We start from the raw sequence: 15,362 nt of genomic DNA, 5'->3' as shown, positions 1-15,362 counted from the left end.
GCCCCCCGGTGCCGCGTGCTTTCCGGGCCTGGGCCAGGATGTCAGGAACACATAAGCGTCCTAGGGGGAACCCAGAAATGAGCAACAACCAGCCGGGCCCGTACGGCCAGCCACCCCAGCAGCCGGGTCCCTACGGCCAGCCGGGGCAGCCGGGTCCGTACGGCCAGCCGGGGCCCTACGGCCAGCCGGGCCAGCCGGGCCCGTACGGCCAGCAGCCGCAGGCCCCGCAGCCCGGCTATGGCTACCCCCAGCAGGCACCTCCGGCCGCCCCGCCGCAGCCGGGTTACGGCTACCCGCAGCAGGGCGGCGTGCCGCAGCAGCCGAATCCTTACGGCCAGCAGCAGCCGAACCCCTACGGGCAGCAGCCCTACGGCATGCCGCAGGCTCCGCAGCCGGCCGGCGGCAAGAAGAAGACCGGCCTGATCATCGGCGCGGTGGCCGTGGTGGCGGCCGTGGCGGTGGGGGCGTACTTCGCGTTCGCCGGCGGCACCGGAGTGACGGACGACGGTCCGCACAAGCTGACGACTCCGCAGGCCGTCATCAACGGCACCTACACGAAGAGCGACGCCGCCGACTCGTCGAACGGCCCCGGCGACTCCGACAAGTCCGACTTCGAGAAGTGGGGGGTGACGAACCCCACGGAGGTGGCCGCCGAGTACGACAGCGGCAGCGGGCTGACCAAGAAGGCGATCAAGTTCAACGGCGTGTACGGGAGCATCAAGGACCCCGAGGCGCTCGTCGACTCCATGTTCGCCAAGATCAAGACGGCTTCCCAGAAGGACCAGAGCGGTTCCAGCTTCAAGGGCAAGCTGATCGGCAGCCCCGAGACCGTCCACCCGGCGGGCTTCTCCAACGGCGTCATGAAGTGCCAGGTGGCCCAGATCGACACCTCCGCCTCGTCGTCCACGGACGCGGGCGTGCCGAAGAGCATGCAGATGCCGCTCTGCATCTGGGGCGACCACAGCACCGCGTCCCTCGTGATGTCGTACAGCGTGGCCTCCCTGGCCTCGGGGCAGGCCGGCTCGCTCGACGACGCCGCGGAACTCGCGGCCAAGCTGCGCAACGACGTGCGCGTCAAGGCCTGACGCCCGCACAACGCGGAAAGGGGCCCCGGTCGGTCGACCGGGGCCCCTTTCCGTGCCTGGGAGTTACGCCGACTTCTGCTCGCCGGAGCCGCGGCCGCGGGCGTCCCGCGGGATCAGGGTCGGGTTGACGTTGGAGAGGACCACGTCGGCCGTGATGACGACGCGGGCCACGTCCTTGCGCGACGGGACCTCGTACATGACGCCCTGGAGGACTTCCTCCATGATGGCGCGCAGGCCCCGGGCGCCGGTCTGGCGGAGGATCGCCTGGTCGGCGATGGCCTCCAGGGCCTCGCGCTCGAAGTCCAGCTCCACGCCGTCGAGTTCGAAGAGGCGCTGGTACTGCTTGACCAGGGCGTTGCGGGGTTCCACCAGGATCTTGAGGAGCGCTTCGCGGTCGAGGTTGTGGACCGAGGTGATCACGGGCAGGCGGCCGATGAACTCCGGGATCATGCCGAACTTGACCAGGTCCTCCGGCATGACGTCCTCGAAGACGTCCTTGGCCTCCAGCTCGCGCTTGGAGAGGATCGTCGCGCCGAAGCCGATGCCCTTCGCGCCCGCGCGGGCCTCGATGATCTTCTCCAGGCCGGCGAAGGCGCCGCCCACGATGAACAGGACGTTCGTCGTGTCGATCTGGATGAACTCCTGGTGGGGGTGCTTGCGGCCGCCCTGGGGCGGGACGGAGGCCGTGGTGCCTTCGAGGATCTTCAGCAACGCCTGCTGGACGCCCTCGCCCGAGACGTCACGGGTGATCGAGGGGTTCTCGCTCTTCCTCGCCACCTTGTCGATCTCGTCGATGTAGATGATCCCGGTCTCGGCCTTCTTGACGTCGTAGTCCGCCGCCTGGATCAGTTTCAGGAGGATGTTCTCGACGTCCTCGCCGACGTAGCCGGCCTCCGTGAGCGCCGTGGCGTCGGCGATCGCGAACGGCACGTTCAGCATGCGCGCCAGGGTCTGCGCGAGGAGGGTCTTGCCGGAGCCCGTGGGGCCCAGCAGGAGGATGTTGGACTTCGCCAGCTCGATGGCGTCGTCACGGCCGCCCGGGCCGCCGTTCTCGCCTGCCTGGACCCGCTTGTAGTGGTTGTACACCGCGACGGAGAGGGCCTTCTTAGCCGCCTCCTGGCCGACCACGTAGCCCTCGAGGAACTCGTAGATCTCGCGGGGCTTGGGGAGTTCCTCCCAGCGCACCTCGCTGGTCTCCGCGAGCTCTTCCTCGATGATCTCGTTGCAGAGATCGATGCACTCGTCGCAGATGTACACACCGGGCCCTGCGATGAGCTTCTTGACCTGCTTCTGGCTCTTGCCGCAGAACGAGCACTTGAGCAGATCGCCGCCGTCACCGATGCGTGCCACGGTGTGCTTCCCCTTCGCCTGGGAGACGCCCGGACGCTTTCGAGTCCAGCGGCTCCTGGTGCTGCCTTATGTCGACGGTACCTTGCCGGGCCCCGTGTTCGGGCCCCCCTTGGCAGGGTTCACTTTGACGCGGACCCTGCCAAGAAGGGCCCAGAGTATGCCGTTCCGCCTCAGCGGACCGCGGCGTTGTTCAGCTTGCGGGTGGAGATGATCTGGTCGACGAGGCCGTACTCCAGCGCCTCCTCGGCCGTGAGGATCTTGTCGCGCTCGATGTCCTCGCGGATCTTCTCGATCGGCTGGTTCGAGTGCTTGGCCAGCATGTCCTCCAGCTGCTCGCGCATCCGGGTGAACTCGTTGGCGATGATCTCCAGGTCGGAGAGCTGGCCGCGGCCGGTGGAGCCCGCCGGCTGGTGGATCAGCACACGCGAGTTCGGCAGGGCCATGCGCTTGCCGGGCGTACCGGCGGCGAGCAGGATGGCCGCCGCGGAGGCCGCCTGGCCCATGCAGACCGTCTGGATGTCGGGCTTCACGAACTGCATCGTGTCGTAGATCGCCGTCAGGGCGGTCATGTCGCCACCGGGGCTGTTGATGTAGATCGAGATGTCCCGGTCCGGGTCCATCGACTCCAGGCACAGCAGCTGCGCCATGACGTCGTTGGCGGAGGCGTCGTCGATCTGGACGCCCAGGAAGATCACGCGCTCCTCGAAGAGCTTCGCGTACGGGTCGTACTCGCGGATGCCCTGGGAGGTGCGCTCGACGAAGCGCGGGATGACGTAGCGGCTGTCGGGGCGGGGCCCTTCGTACATGCCGCTGGCGGCGCCGGGGAAGTTGTTCATGGGGTGTTCACCGTCCTGGTGGCGTTCTGGGGGCTGGGGTCGTGGCGGTGCTTGGCGTGGCCGGGCCGGTCAGGCACCGGTGCCGCCGCCTCCCGGAACACCCGAGGCGTGCGTGATGATCTCGTCAATGAGACCGTACTCCTTGGCCTCTTCCGGGGTGAACCAGCGGTCGCGGTCGCCGTCGCGGATGATCGTCTCGACGGACTGGCCGGAGTGCAGCGCGGTCAGCTCGGACATGGTCTTCTTCGTGCGCAGCAGGTACTGGGCCTGGATCTTGATGTCCGAGACCGTACCGCCCAGGCCCGCGGAGCCCTGGTGCATCATGATGTCGGTGTGCGGCAGGGCGAAGCGCTTTCCGGCGGTGCCGCCGGTGAGCAGGAACTGGCCCATCGAGGCCGCCATGCCCATGCCGATCGTGACCACGTCGTTCGGGATGTACTGCATGGTGTCGTAGATCGCCATGCCGGCCGTCACCGAGCCGCCGGGGCTGTTGATGTAGAGGTAGATGTCCTTGTCCGGATCGGCGGCAAGGAGAAGCAGCTGTGCGGTGATCTTGTTGGCGATGTCGTCGTCAACCTGCTGGCCGAGGAAGATGATCCGCTCGCCGAGCAGCCGGTTGTAGACCTGGTCGCCGAGGCCACCACCGATGGAAGGCTCGCCGGCGGCTGAGGGCATCAGATTCGTCACGTATCCACCTGCTCGTCTTACGACGGCGCCGGGCCGTCTCATTGTTCTGCCTTTCATGGACCCTAACGCGAGGGTCCCTTCGGGGAATCCCGGAGATGGTGGTGTTCGCCGGGGGCGTAGCGCTCCGCTGGGGGGCCGGTGCGGTTCGTAGGGGGTGCCGGGGTCGTCGTCGGGCCGCGGGTGAGTGGGGGCGCGTGGGGGCTTGTCGCGCCCGTGCGGCGGAGCCGCATTTGGGATGCAGCCCCGCGCCCCTTTCGTCGGCGCGCCCCAGTACGGCAAACGGGCCCCGGGGAAAGTCCCCAGGGCCCGCTGTGCGTGCCTTACAGGCGCCGTAGGGCCGGTCAGCCCTCGGCGTTCTCCTCGGAGGTCTCCGAGCCCTCGGCGGCCTCGACCGTCTCGATGGCGGTCTCGGTCTCCTCCTCGTCCTCCAGGTCGACGACCTCGCCGTTGGTGTCCTTCACCGTGGCGGCCTCGACCACGACGGCCAGGGCCTTGCCGCGGGCGACCTCGCCGACCAGGAGCGGCACCTGGCCGCCCTCGACGACGGCCTGGGCGAACTGGTCGGGGGACATGCCGGAGGAGGCGGCGCGCCGCATGAGGTGCTCGGTGAGCTCCTCCTGGTTGACGTTGAGCTGCTCCTTCTTGACCAGCTCGTCCAGGACGAACTGGGTCTTGATGCCCTTGACCGCGGCCTCGCGGGTCTCGGCGTCGAACTCCTCGGCGGTCTTGCCCTGGATCTCCAGGTACTTGTCGAGGGTCAGGCCCATCTGGCCGAGCTGGTGGTGCTCCAGGTTGTGCTTGCGGGTGTTGATCTCGTCCTCGAGCAGCTTCTCGGGGACCGGGACCTCGACCAGCTCGAGGAGCTTCTCCAGGACGCGCTCCTGGGCCTGGGTGGCCTGGTCGAACTGCTTCATGTTCGCGAGGCGCTTGCGGCTGTCGGCCCTGAGCTCGTCCAGGGTGTCGAACTCCGAGGCGAGCTGCGCGAACTCGTCGTCCAGCTCGGGCAGTTCACGGGCGGCGACCTGGGTGACCTTGACGGTGACCTCGGCCTCCTTGCCCGCGGCGGAGCCGCCCTTCAGCTCGGAGGTGAAGGTGGCCTCCTCACCGGCGGACAGGCCCTTGACGGCGTCGTCGATGCCGTCCAGCAGCTCGCCGGAGCCGATGGTGTAGGAGACGCCGTTGGCGATGCCGTCCTCCAGCACCTCGCCGTCGACCTTGGCCTGCAGGTCGATGGTGACGACGTCGCCGTCCTCGGCGGCGCGCTCGACCGGGGAGGTGGAGGCGAAGCGCTCGCGCAGCTGCTCGACCGACTTCTCGATGTCCTCGTCGGTGACCTCGACGGCGTCGACCTCGACCTCGATGCCGGAGTAGTCCGGGATCTCCAGGGCCGGGCGGACGTCGACCTCGGCGGTGAAGTTCAGCGTCTCGCCGTCCTTCAGCTCGGTGATGTCGACCTCGGGCTGGCCCAGCGGGCTGAGCTCGGCCTCGTTGACCGCCTCGGTGTAGAACTTCGGAAGCGCGTCGTTGACGGCCTCCTCCAGCACGGCGCCACGACCGAACCGCTGGTCGATGACCCGGGCCGGGATCTTGCCCTTGCGGAAGCCCTTCACCGTGACCTGCTGGTTGATCTTCTTGTACGCCGCGTCGAGGCTGTCCTTGAGCTCCTCGAAGGGCACCTCGACAGTGAGCCGAACCCGGGTCGGGTTCAGGGTCTCCACGGCGCTCTTCACGGTTCGGTCTCCTTGTGGCTGACTTCTTGGATTCTGCCGGAGCCAGACGGGTCCGGCGGATTCGCCGCCCGGAGGAGTTCGTAGGCCGAGTGGGCCGGGACACACGGGCGCGCAGCTTGCATAGTAACCGCAGCCGGTCAGCGCCCCAAAAGGCGATCATCACGACGTCGTGAGCAGGTGCCCGGGCAGGTGGTCGGGGTGGCGGGATTTGAACCCACGGCCTTCCGCTCCCAAAGCGGACGCGCTACCAAGCTGCGCCACACCCCGTCTGGTGCGACACGTAGGGTACATGCCCTGGCCGGTTACGTCGGCCGCATTCTTCGAGGCGGTACGCGCGAGGGCTCCGGCGCGGGGGCGCGAGGGGGCACGTACGGCGCGTACGGGAGCTGTGGGATCAACTCGTTGGCCTCGGCACCGGGCGACCCGCTACGATTGCCTCCAGTGCCGCGGTCACCGACCTGCGGCGCACTGTTGCGGGCGTAGCTCAATGGTAGAGCCCTAGTCTTCCAAACTAGCTACGCGGGTTCGATTCCCGTCGCCCGCTCCGATCGGTCGCCATGACCAGCCCAGGGGCCCGGTTCCGCTTCGGCGGGGCCGGGCCCCTGGTGTGTCCGGGGGTCCCTGACGTTCGCCCGTCCGTCGCGGCCACGAGGTGTGAGCGCCGTGTCCCGTCGAGTGCGTGACCGTCGGGCGCGAGGTCGAGGTGGCCGCCGGCGAGGCCGAGCCGACCGTCACCGCGGGTAGCGTCCGGCGTCCGGGCCGTCACTGCGGTACGGGTCCTGCACGGCAGGTGCTGTCGTTCTTCCCGCCTGTCGGTGACCTGGTGTTCGCGTCCCCGGTCGGCGCCATGTGAGCCGGGCCGGTGGCCGGGATGCCGTCGGCCGCGCGGAGCAGGGGCGTGCCGGTGGCGGCGCAGTGGTTGAAGGAGTCGCTCGGGTCGGCACCGGAGGGGTCCTGGCCTGGCAGGCGCCGGGACCGTCGCCACGGCCGGCGACGGAGGCGGGCCATCACCGGGGCCGGTGCCGTCGTACCGGCTCCACCGGGCGGGCGTGCGGGATCGGTCTCCGCGGCGGGTCCCGTGCCGGGCGGTCCTGGGGTGTTCGCCCGGTCCTCCAGGGGCTCACGCCTTCGAGGGGGCAGCGCCGGGTGGCGGCGTGCACGAGGACCGCGCCCGGCGAGTGTGACGTCGGCCGGTTTCAGGTCCTGGTGGGCCACTCCTGCGCGTGGCCGTCCAGGGGCGCGCGGCGGCGGCCTCGCGGTTGAACCGGATGCGGAACTCGTCGTCGGCGGCGGTACGGGCCGTGGACGACCTTGACCGCGAGCCGGCGGCCGGAGGCGGAGCGGGCGGGGTGGACCACGTCCTCCCCCACCTGTTCAGCTCTGTAGTCGTTCAGCGCGTTCCGGCCCCCGGCCCCGCACCGGGTCAGAACTTGATCGAGCTGATCGAGTCCGCTATCGAGTTCAGGAAACGGTCGATGGACGGGGCCATACCGGTCGAGGCGAGGAAGAACCCGAAGAGGACCGCGACGATCGCGGGCCCCGCCTTGATGCTCCCCCCTCTCAGGAGCACTACAAGGATGATCGCCAACAGCAGCACCACAGACAGTGAAATGGCCACAACTGATCACACCCTCGGTCGGTCCGCTCTCCCGGCCCAGGGGTACGACCCGCGCACCCCCGCCAGAACCATCGTGCCACCAACCCTGCCGCCTCATGCGGCCCGTGACACAACGTCGGGCACCGAACCGACGCGGGCGCCCCGCCGCACGGGAATTCGACGGGTGCCCGCACGTAACTCACCGGAGAATTACGCGACTTCGTTTCTCGCTACACACATCTCGTGCACAACTAATTCGAGTTGATGGTGAATCGAAGACACAGGGTAGCGGTATGCCCCATTTAGTGGGGATGAATATGGACATCCAGGGTGAACTGACGACCCGTGGTGGGATATCAGCGGCCACGCGAAGGCATTAACCAGGAATAATTGCCGGGGTTTTACGAAATCCCGCGGGCGACGCTAGGGTGCCTGAGATGTCTGACGCCGCCTCCTCCCCCGGCCGGAACCGCAGGCCGCTCCCCCCGGCACAGTCGCCGGCGGACGGAGTGCCCGGTTCGCGTACCCCGATGACTGCGCGGAAGGGGCCGGCGAAGGCGGACAGATCCGGCGAACAGCGTGACGGCCCGCAGCACGACGGCCCGCAGCGCGACGGCCTGCAGCGCAACGCGTTCTTCGACAACGCCAAGTACCTGGCCATCGTGCTCGTGGCGGTGGGGCACTCATGGGAGCCGCTGAAGAGTGACAGCCGCATCCTCCAGGGCGTGTACGACGTCGTGTACACGTTCCACATGCCGGCCTTCGTCCTCATCTCGGGCTACTTCTCCCGCACCTTCGACCTGAGCCCGGCCCGGCTCAAGCGGCTGATCACCGGCGTCGCCGTGCCGTACGTCGTCTTCGAGACCGCCTACTCGCTCTTCGAGCGCTACTTCAACCACAACCCCGGTCAGGACATCAGCCTCGTCTACCCCTTCTACCTGACCTGGTTCCTGTGCGCGCTGTTCGTCTGGCGGCTGACCACGCCGATCTGGCAGCTGGTGCGCTGGCCGGTGCCGCTCGCCCTCGTCGTCGCCATGCTGGCCACCGTCACCTCGCACATAGGCGACGTCCTGAACATGCAGCGCCTCCTGCAGTTCCTGCCGTACTTCGTGCTCGGCCTGTGCCTGAAACCCGAGCACTTCCGGCTGGTGGACCGCCGCTCGGTGCGGATCCTGTCGGTGCCGGTGTTCGCGACCGCGCTGCTCGTCGGCTGGTGGGCGGCGCCACGGATGAACACCGCGTGGTTCTACCGCCGCGACTCGGCGCCGGGGCTGGGCGCGCCCTGGTGGACCGGTCCGGTCATGACGCTGGCGATGTTCGGCTGCGCGGTGCTGCTGACCGCCTGCTTCCTGTCCTGGGTGCCGGGCCGGAAGACCTGGTTCACGGCGATCGGCTCGGGCACGCTCTACGGCTACCTGCTGCACGGTTTCCTGAGGAAGGCCGGTGAGTACAACGGCTGGTTCGACCACGCCTGGCTGCACACCCCGCTCGGTGAGATCTTCATGACCGTCCTCGCGGGCGCCGTGGTCACCGTGCTGTGCACCAGGCCCGTGCAGCGCGTCTTCCGGTTCGCGATGGAGCCGAGGATGGAGTGGGCGTTCCAGCAGGACCCGGCCGAACTCGCCCGGGAGCGGCAGCGGAAGGACCGCGAGCGCGAGAAGGTCAGCGTGTGAGGCCCGGCTGCGGCAGACCGAGAAGGGCGCGCATCCGGGCGTACTTCTCGGTCAGCCGTTTCCTGGTCGGCTCGTCCAGGGCCGCCAGCCGCTGCGGGTCGGCGTTGTGCGCCAGGTCGGCCTCCTTCACCAACCGCGCGCCGTCCGTGGCGAGGATCCGCCGCGCGTACGCCTCCGGCTCCTCCCCCGGCCGCTTGGTGAGCGCGTCCACGATGGCCTTGGTGCGCGCGCTCAGCGCCGCCTGTGCGAGCCACTGACGGGTGAGCGCGTCGTCCTCGACGGCGTCGTGCAGCCAGGCCGCCGCGATCTGTTCCGCGTCCCCGCCCCGGGCGCGCACACCGGCGGCGACGGCGGCGAGGTGTTCGGCGTACGGCCGTCCCGCCTTGTCGGTCTGGCCCTCGTGGGCGGTGCGGGCGACGGCCTCGACCTCGGTGAGCGTGAGTTGTGTCATCGGCCCAGTGTGCCGTGGCACCGGGAACGCCGGGTGAGCCGGGTGGACCAGGTGGGCCGGGCAGCGGGCCGCTGGTTGAGCGGGTAGCGGATCAGCCGATCAGCGGGGCCGGCCGGCGGCAGATCAGGAGCAGCGCCCGGTCGTCGTTGACGTCCTTCGCGACCGCCTCGATGAGGTGCCAGGCGGCGCCGTGGAAGCCGCCGGCGACATAGCGGTCGGCCTCGCCGGTGAGCCGGTCGATGCCCTCGACGATGTCGCGGTCGGAGGTTTCCACCAAACCGTCCGTGAACAGCATCAACACGTCACCGGCGCGCAGCGAGCCCTTCACGGGGTCGAACTGGGCGCCGTCGTACACACCGAGAAGCGGGCCCTCGGCCGTCTTCTCCTCCCAGCGTCCGCTGCCCGCGCTCAGCTGCAGCCCGGGCGGATGCCCGGCGGAGTACAGCTCGTAGTCGCCGGAGTCGAGGTCCAGGACGAGATGGATGGAGGTGGCGAAGCCCTCGTCCCAGTCCTGGCGGAGGAGGTAGCCGTTCGCGGCGGGCAGGAAGGCGTGCGGGGGAAGGGAGCCCAGGAGGCCCCCGAAGGCCCCCGACAGCAGCAGGGCGCGCGATCCCGCGTCCATGCCCTTGCCGGACACGTCCGTGAGCACGACCTCCAGCGTGCGGCCGCCGTTCGTGCGGGCCGCGACGACGAAGTCCCCGGAGAAGGACTGGCCGCCGGCCGGCCGCAGCGCCATCTCGTGGTGCCAGCCCTGTGGCAGCTTCGGCAGCTTGCTCTGCACCCGGATCCGCTCGCGCAGGTCGAAGAGCATGGTGCCGCCGCGCCGCCAGGGCACGCCGACCCGGCTGCGGAACTGGGCCGTGAGCAGGCCGAAGAAACCGCACGCGGCCACCACCAGCACCACACCGGGAGTGACCCGCGAGGGCCCCTCGGTGTACGGCCCGAGCCGCACCGACTCCACGATCAGCGCGGTGGCCGCCGCCGCGTACAGGCCGAGCAGGCTCGCCGGGCGCAGCAGCAGGCCGCCGGCGATGATCGGCAGCACCAGGGTGGCCGGGGAGCACCACACCGAGTCGACCAGGGTCACGCCCATGAGGACGGGGATGGTGAGCAGCAGTCCGGCGAACGCGATCCAGTCGGAGCCGTCGCCGCGGAAGTAGTCCACGGCGCTTCTGCGCAGGCCGGTGCGGACCCGGTGCCACTGCATCCGCCACCGGGCCGTGAACGTCTCGGCCTTCGCGCGCCGCTCTCGTCCTGCTGCCATTAGTTCGGGACCCTATCCATCGGACCGGCTGCTTGGCACGGGAGGTCCCACTTGTCCCCCGTGCGGGGCCCGACTTCGCGCCTTGTCGTCGGTTCGTCCTCACAGTGAACGGCACACGAGGCGATCGCGCCGCCGTCCGGGAGAAATTCGCTGGCCCGTCCCGCAAGGCCCTGGTACGCATGGCGCATGGGGACTGACCGGGGAACCGAGTTGAGGGTGCTGCGCGAGTCCGACTGGGACCGGTGGTACGACGTCCTGTACCGCGCCTTCGGCGCATCGGCGGCACCGCCCGAGGAACGCGAACTGGACAGGTCCCTCACCGAGTTCGACCGTTCGCTGGCCGCATGGGACGGGGACGAGATCGTCGGTTCGACGGGGTCGTTCGGCTTCCGGATGACCGTGCCGGGCGGTGCCTCGGTCCCGGCGGCCGGCGTGACCATGGTGAGCGTGGCGGCCACCCACCGGCGGCGCGGGGTGCTGACCTCGATGATGCGCCGGCAGCTGGACGACGTTCGGGCGCTGGGCGAGCCGCTCGCGGTGCTGACCGCGTCCGAGCCCGCGATCTACGGCCGCTTCGGCTATGGCGCGGCCACGTTCCGGACGACCGCCGAGATCGACACGAGCCGGGTGACGCTGTCCCTGCCGCCCGGCGTGGAGGACGTACGGCTGCGCTACACCGCGCCCGCCGACGTCCTGGACGCCTGCGAGGCGGTCTACGCGGCGCTGGTGCCGCGGCGGCCCGGGATGCTGGCACGGCAGCCCGGCTGGGAGCGGGCGGGTCTCCTCGACCCCGAGAGCGAGCGGGACGGGGCCTCGGCGCTGCAGTGCGTGGTCGCCGAACGGGACAGCGCGGTGACGGGGTACGTCCGCTTCACCACCAAGCTCGGCTGGGGCGAGAGCGGGCACGACGGCACGGTGCACGTGAGGGACCTGGCCGCGCTCGATCCCGTCACCGAGGCGGCGCTGTGGCGCTTCCTGTTCGGCATCGACCTGATGACGTCGCTGTCGGTGAGGTCACGACCGGTCGACGACGCCTGGCGGTACCTGGTCTCGGACACCCGCCGCTGCCGGCCGCGCCTGAGGGACGACGCGTACGTCCGTCTCGTCGACGTCGGTGGGGCACTGTCGGCGCGTACGTACCAGGCGCCGGTCGATGTCGTGCTGGAGGTGGAGGACGTCTTCTGCCCGTGGAACGCGGGGCGTTGGCGGCTGACGGGCGACGCCAAGGGCGCGTCCTGCGAGCGTACGTCCGACGCGGCCGACCTCTCCCTGTCCGTACGGGAGCTGGGCGCGTCCTATCTCGGCGGGGTGACGTTGCTGTCGCTCGCGGCGGCCGGGCGGGTACGGGAGCTGCGGCCGGGGGCGCTGACGGAGGCGTCGGTGGGGTTCGGCTCACCGGTGGCCCCGTGGCTGCCGCACGGCTTCTAGAGCGCTGCCCCACCACGACGTACGGCACGGTGAAGGAGTCCTTCACCGTGCCGTACGTCGTGGTGGTCGAAGCGGAGGCCGGTCAGCCCACGGACACCTTGTCGGCCGGGGCCTCGACGGCGGGGGCCGGGCGGTTCGCCGTGAGCTTCTGCTTCACCACGGCGACGGTCACCACCACCGCCGCGACCGCCACCGACAGCAGCACGGTCGTACGGCCGCTGCTCTCGCCCTTGGTGTCGGTCAGCATGTAGCCGAGGACGAAGACGATGAAGGCGGCCGTCGCCCAGGTCAGGTACGGGTACAGCCACATCCGCACGACGAGCTTCTCCGGCGCCTCGCGCTGGATGATCCTCCGCATCCGCAGCTGAGAGAAGCAGATGACGAGCCACACGAACAGGGCGACCGCCCCGCTGGAGTTGACCAGGAAGAGGAAGACGGTGTCCGGGTAGGCGTAGTTGAAGAAGACCGCCACGAAGCCGAAGACGACCGAGGCCAGGATCGCCGCCATCGGCACACCGCGGGAGGTGGTGCGGGCGAACGCCTTCGGGGCGTCACCGCGCCGGCCGAGCGAGAAGGCCATGCGGGAGGCCGTGTACAGGCCGGAGTTGAGGCAGGACAGCACCGAGGTCAGGATGATCACGTTCATGATCTGACCGGCGTTGGGGATGCCGAGCGAGTTGAGCGCGGCGACGTAGGAGCCCTGCTCGGCGATGGACGGGTCGTTCCACGGCAGCAGCGAGACCACGACCAGGATCGAGCCCAGGTAGAAGACGCCGATACGCCAGATGATGCTGTTGGTGGACTTGGTGACCGCGCGCTGCGGGTCCTCCGACTCGCCGGCCGCGAGCGTCGCGATCTCGCTGCCCATGAAGGAGAAGACGACCAGCAGCACACCGGTGAGGATGGTGCCGGGACCGTGCGGCAGGAAGCCGCCGTGGTTCGTCAGGTTGCCGAAGGACGCCTTGTCGGCGTGCACGCCCGGCAGGACGCCGAAGATCGCCAGCAGACCGACGGCGATGAACGCGCCGATCGCCACGACCTTGATGCCGGCGAACCAGAACTCGAACTCGCCGTAGGAGCCGACGGAGACCAGGTTGGTCGCGGTCAGCACGGTCATCACGATGAGGGCCCAGCCCCACTGCGGCACGCCCGGGACCCAGCCCGAGAGGATCTTGGCGCCGGCGGTGGCCTCGACGGCCAGCACGACGACCCAGAAGAACCAGTAGAGCCAGCCGATGGAGAACCCGGCCCAGCGGCCGAGGGCACGGTCGGCGTGCGCGGAGAAGGAGCCGGAGGTGGGGTTGGCGGCGGACATCTCGCCAAGCATGCGCATCACGAGGACGACGAGGGTGCCGACGATCGCGTACGACAGGAGGATGCCCGGTCCCGCGGTGGCGATACCGGAGCTGGAACCGACGAAGAGGCCGGCTCCGATGACGCCACCGATCGCGATCATCGTCAGGTGACGGTTCTTGAGTCCTGCTTGGAGGCCCGAACCAGGGGTCATGGACGGATTTCCTTTACGCCAGGCGGAGCATTCGTACGAGCGGTGTACGAGCCGGTCCAGTGAATCCGAGGCGAACGGATTCGGGAACCTCTGAATCCGTATCGTTACTTGAGGTTCCCTTGAGGTTCTATGGTCCCGCTCACATTTCGGGCAGCCTGGCGGGGTGCTTCCCGGGGCCCGGCGGGGGGCCGCCACCCGAGGCTGCTGCCCTTCATGGGGCGTGTCACACTCATGGCATGCGCGTGTATCTCGGCTCCGACCATGCTGGCTACGAACTCAAGAACCACCTCGTCGAGTGGCTCGAGGCGGCGGGTCACGAGCCCGTCGACTGCGGGCCGCACATCTACGACGCCCAGGACGACTACCCGCCCTTCTGCCTGCGGGCGGCCGAGCGTACGGCGGCGGACGCCGACGCCCTCGGCATCGTGATCGGCGGCTCCGGGAACGGCGAGCAGATCGCCGCGAACAAGGTGAAGGGCGTGCGGGCGGCGCTGGCCTGGAGCGAGGAGACGGCGGCACTCGGCCGGCAGCACAACAACGCCAACGTGGTGGCGGTGGGTGCGCGCATGCACAGCACGGAGGAGGCGACGAAGTTCGTCGAGGTCTTCCTCAACACGCCTTTCTCCGGTGACGAGCGTCACATCCGGCGGATCGACATGCTGTCGGCGTACGAGACGACGGGCGACCTGCCGCCGATCCCGGCGCACCATCCGCAGAGCTAGCGGTCCCCTGGGGGCTGCGCCCCCCTGACCCCATCCGCCCGCCCGGCCCGGTCGGCCGCCGGCGGGCGGATGGGCGCGAGGAAGGAAAGGACACCCCCGCCGTGCCGGAAGGGCACACCATTCACCGGCTGGCCCAGGACTATGCCGAGCGGTTCCTCGGGAGCGGCCCGCGTGTCACCAGCCCCCAGGGCAAGTTCTCCGACGCCGCGGCCCTGCTGGACCGGGCCGAGCTGACGGCCACGGAAGCCCACGGCAAGCACCTGTTCCTCCGCTTCCGGGACACCGACTGGGTCCACATCCACCTCGGCCTGTTCGGCAAGGTCACCTTCGGCGGCGCCCCTGCGCCCCCGCCGACGGACACCGTCCGGCTCCGGCTCGCGAACGGCACGGCGTACGTGGACCTCCGCGGCCCCACGACCTGCGCACTGATCACCGACGGCGAGAAGCGGGCCGTACACGACCGCCTCGGTCCCGACCCGCTCCGCGAGGACGCCGACCCGGGCGCGGCGTACCGCAGGATCTCCCGCAGCCGTACGACGATCGCCGCGCTTCTGATGGACCAGAAGATCGTCGCCGGCGTCGGCAACGTCTACCGCGCCGAGGTGCTGTTCCGGCACGGCATCGACCCGTACCGGGCGGGCAAGGACATCACCCCGGCCGAGTGGGACGCCCTCTGGGCCGACCTCGTCGAGCTGATGCACCAAGGGGTGCGGAACAACAGGATCGACACGGTGCGGGCCGAGCACACCCCGGAGGCCATGGGCCGGCCGCCCCGCGTGGACGACCACGGCGGCGAGGTGTACGTCTACCGGCGCGCCACCCTGCCCTGCCACATCTGCGGCGACGGGATCCGCACCGCCGACCTCGCCCAGCGCAACCTCTTCTGGTGCCCCACCTGCCAGAGACCGTGACAGCGGTTCCTGGTCGGCTGCGCTAGCTTGATCTTTAACCTGTGCGGCGGGGCTTCGGGGTGGTCGTCTTCTTCTTTGGTCGTTTTGCTGGCTGGGTTTTCTTGGGCGTGTGCACGTCGTG

Annotated in this window: 14 protein-coding genes and 2 tRNA genes; 7 read left to right on the top strand and 9 right to left on the bottom strand. The window is 69.6% G+C overall.

What is annotated here, in order from left to right; all coding sequences use genetic code 11:
- Nucleotides 1–77 precede the first annotated feature (77 nt).
- Nucleotides 78–1,085, top strand: coding sequence for a hypothetical protein (locus tag ABT288_RS32020; protein WP_351615149.1), 1,008 nt, complete (start codon nt 78–80; stop codon nt 1,083–1,085).
- A 63-nt stretch (nt 1,086–1,148) separates the two neighbouring features.
- Here ABT288_RS32020 and clpX read toward each other — a convergent pair whose 3' ends face one another.
- From clpX to ABT288_RS31995, 5 genes are all read right to left on the bottom strand, one after another.
- The gene (gene clpX / locus ABT288_RS32015) at nt 1,149–2,435 is read right to left on the bottom strand and encodes an ATP-dependent Clp protease ATP-binding subunit ClpX (RefSeq protein ID WP_208900879.1); all 1,287 of its coding nucleotides are present in this window, start codon (nt 2,433–2,435) and stop codon (nt 1,149–1,151) included.
- A 170-nt stretch (nt 2,436–2,605) separates the two neighbouring features.
- Nucleotides 2,606–3,271 carry an ATP-dependent Clp protease proteolytic subunit gene (locus ABT288_RS32010; RefSeq protein WP_351615145.1) on the bottom strand — a complete coding sequence of 222 codons (666 nt, stop codon included), beginning with the start codon at nt 3,269–3,271 and terminating at the stop codon, nt 2,606–2,608.
- Between the two features lie 69 nt (nt 3,272–3,340).
- Nucleotides 3,341–3,946 carry an ATP-dependent Clp protease proteolytic subunit gene (locus ABT288_RS32005; RefSeq protein WP_351615198.1) on the bottom strand — a complete coding sequence of 202 codons (606 nt, stop codon included), beginning with the start codon at nt 3,944–3,946 and terminating at the stop codon, nt 3,341–3,343.
- Nucleotides 3,947–4,299: 353 nt separating this feature from the next.
- Nucleotides 4,300–5,688, bottom strand: coding sequence for a trigger factor (gene tig, locus ABT288_RS32000; RefSeq protein ID WP_351615142.1), 1,389 nt, complete (start codon nt 5,686–5,688; stop codon nt 4,300–4,302).
- Between the two features lie 190 nt (nt 5,689–5,878).
- A tRNA-Pro gene (locus ABT288_RS31995) sits at nt 5,879–5,955 on the bottom strand.
- Nucleotides 5,956–6,161: 206 nt separating this feature from the next.
- Here ABT288_RS31995 and ABT288_RS31990 point away from each other — a divergent pair.
- Nucleotides 6,162–6,232, top strand: a tRNA-Gly gene (locus ABT288_RS31990).
- Between the two features lie 135 nt (nt 6,233–6,367).
- Nucleotides 6,368–6,541 (top strand): hypothetical protein, encoded by a 174-nt coding sequence (locus ABT288_RS31985; RefSeq protein WP_351615140.1) that lies wholly within the window; start codon nt 6,368–6,370, stop codon nt 6,539–6,541.
- Nucleotides 6,542–7,111: 570 nt separating this feature from the next.
- Here ABT288_RS31985 and ABT288_RS31980 read toward each other — a convergent pair.
- Complete coding sequence (locus ABT288_RS31980) at nt 7,112–7,306, bottom strand: hypothetical protein (RefSeq protein ID WP_351615137.1); 195 nt, start codon at nt 7,304–7,306, stop codon at nt 7,112–7,114.
- Nucleotides 7,307–7,722: 416 nt separating this feature from the next.
- On the opposite strand from ABT288_RS31980, the gene ABT288_RS31975 reads away from it, so the two are divergent.
- Entirely contained in the window at nt 7,723–8,958 is a 1,236-nt protein-coding gene (locus ABT288_RS31975; RefSeq protein WP_351615135.1) for an acyltransferase family protein, read from the top strand.
- On the opposite strand, the gene ABT288_RS31970 is transcribed toward ABT288_RS31975, so the two are convergent.
- Nucleotides 8,948–9,409, bottom strand: coding sequence for an HD domain-containing protein (locus ABT288_RS31970; protein WP_351615133.1), 462 nt, complete (start codon nt 9,407–9,409; stop codon nt 8,948–8,950). The genes ABT288_RS31975 and ABT288_RS31970 overlap by 11 nt on opposite strands.
- A gap of 91 nt (nt 9,410–9,500) precedes the next feature.
- Nucleotides 9,501–10,673 (bottom strand): SpoIIE family protein phosphatase, encoded by a 1,173-nt coding sequence (locus tag ABT288_RS31965; protein WP_351615132.1) that lies wholly within the window; start codon nt 10,671–10,673, stop codon nt 9,501–9,503.
- Between the two features lie 186 nt (nt 10,674–10,859).
- On the opposite strand from ABT288_RS31965, the gene ABT288_RS31960 reads away from it, so the two are divergent.
- Nucleotides 10,860–12,101, top strand: coding sequence for a GNAT family N-acetyltransferase (locus ABT288_RS31960; RefSeq protein ID WP_351615130.1), 1,242 nt, complete (start codon nt 10,860–10,862; stop codon nt 12,099–12,101).
- An 82-nt stretch (nt 12,102–12,183) separates the two neighbouring features.
- On the opposite strand, the gene ABT288_RS31955 is transcribed toward ABT288_RS31960, so the two are convergent.
- Complete coding sequence (locus ABT288_RS31955; RefSeq protein ID WP_351615128.1) at nt 12,184–13,608, bottom strand: amino acid permease; 1,425 nt, start codon at nt 13,606–13,608, stop codon at nt 12,184–12,186.
- A 236-nt stretch (nt 13,609–13,844) separates the two neighbouring features.
- Here ABT288_RS31955 and ABT288_RS31950 point away from each other — a divergent pair, with 236 nt between their 5' ends.
- Together ABT288_RS31950 and ABT288_RS31945 are read left to right on the top strand one after the other, a co-directional pair.
- Nucleotides 13,845–14,330 (top strand): ribose-5-phosphate isomerase, encoded by a 486-nt coding sequence (locus ABT288_RS31950; protein ID WP_351615126.1) that lies wholly within the window; start codon nt 13,845–13,847, stop codon nt 14,328–14,330.
- Nucleotides 14,331–14,431: 101 nt separating this feature from the next.
- The gene (locus tag ABT288_RS31945) at nt 14,432–15,241 is read left to right on the top strand and encodes an Fpg/Nei family DNA glycosylase (RefSeq protein WP_351615124.1); all 810 of its coding nucleotides are present in this window, start codon (nt 14,432–14,434) and stop codon (nt 15,239–15,241) included.
- The last annotated feature ends 121 nt before the right edge of the window (nt 15,242–15,362 follow it).

Origin of the sequence: Streptomyces sp. NPDC001093 (assembly GCF_040298985.1) — a bacterium.
In the GTDB taxonomy this organism is placed as follows: Bacteria; Actinomycetota; Actinomycetes; order Streptomycetales; family Streptomycetaceae; genus Streptomyces.
The sequence above is the reverse complement of the archived record's forward strand: the minus strand, read 5'-3'. Positions and strand labels throughout refer to the sequence as shown.

Excerpts from the sequence above, each read along its gene's own strand:
- ABT288_RS31975 (WP_351615135.1), top strand. The coding sequence starts at position 7,723 with ATGTCTGACGCCGCCTCCTCCCCCGGCCGGAACCGCAGGCCGCTCCCC.
- ABT288_RS32005 (WP_351615198.1), bottom strand. The coding sequence starts at position 3,946 with ATGCCCTCAGCCGCCGGCGAGCCTTCCATCGGTGGTGGCCTCGGCGAC.
- ABT288_RS31955 (WP_351615128.1), bottom strand. The coding sequence starts at position 13,608 with ATGACCCCTGGTTCGGGCCTCCAAGCAGGACTCAAGAACCGTCACCTG.
- ABT288_RS31965 (WP_351615132.1), bottom strand. The coding sequence starts at position 10,673 with ATGGCAGCAGGACGAGAGCGGCGCGCGAAGGCCGAGACGTTCACGGCC.
- ABT288_RS32020 (WP_351615149.1), top strand. The coding sequence starts at position 78 with ATGAGCAACAACCAGCCGGGCCCGTACGGCCAGCCACCCCAGCAGCCG.
- ABT288_RS31950 (WP_351615126.1), top strand. The coding sequence starts at position 13,845 with ATGCGCGTGTATCTCGGCTCCGACCATGCTGGCTACGAACTCAAGAAC.
- ABT288_RS31960 (WP_351615130.1), top strand. The coding sequence starts at position 10,860 with ATGGGGACTGACCGGGGAACCGAGTTGAGGGTGCTGCGCGAGTCCGAC.
- ABT288_RS31970 (WP_351615133.1), bottom strand. The coding sequence starts at position 9,409 with ATGACACAACTCACGCTCACCGAGGTCGAGGCCGTCGCCCGCACCGCC.
- ABT288_RS32010 (WP_351615145.1), bottom strand. The coding sequence starts at position 3,271 with ATGAACAACTTCCCCGGCGCCGCCAGCGGCATGTACGAAGGGCCCCGC.